Consider the following 458-nt stretch of genomic DNA (forward strand, 5'->3'; position numbering starts at 1 on the left):
GTTTCTTCGTGGCTAGGAACGCCGTTTCTCAGCGTACCCCTTCCTGGCGCAGCGCCGCCGGGGTGTAGTCGCTTTCCGAAGCGCTGTAGTTGAAGTCGTAGGCCTGTTTCTCCTCGTTCTTCATGCCCAGCGCCAGGTAGCGGCCGGAGAGCAGGTCGTAGAGGGTTTCCACCGCGTACCAGGGCACCTGCTTGTCGTAGTACTGCTCGGCATGCGCCTCGGCCACGCGCCACAGGGTGCCGCGACCGTCGTAATGGTCGATCTCGGCGGCCTGCCAGGTGTCCTCGTCGATGTAGAAGTCACGCTTGGCGTAGATGTGCCGCTCGCCCGGCTTCAGGGTCGCGACCACATGCCAGACGCGGTGCAGCTCGTAGCGGGTCAGGTCCTGGTTGATGTGGCCGGCCTTGACGATTTCGCTGTACTTGATCTTCGGATCGTCGAGCTTGTAGCTGTTGTAG

1 protein-coding gene is annotated in these 458 nt (G+C 62.2%); it reads right to left on the minus strand.

Annotated elements, in window-relative coordinates; translation table 11 throughout:
* Nucleotides 1-28: 28 nt before the first annotated feature.
* Nucleotides 29-458 (minus strand): DUF1329 domain-containing protein (locus M8013_RS00180; RefSeq protein ID WP_271265829.1); only part of this gene is annotated, 430 nt, incomplete at its 5' end.

The sequence above is a fragment of the Silvania confinis genome (assembly GCF_025564085.1).
In the GTDB taxonomy this organism is placed as follows: Bacteria; Pseudomonadota; Gammaproteobacteria; order Enterobacterales; family Enterobacteriaceae; genus Enterobacter; species Enterobacter confinis.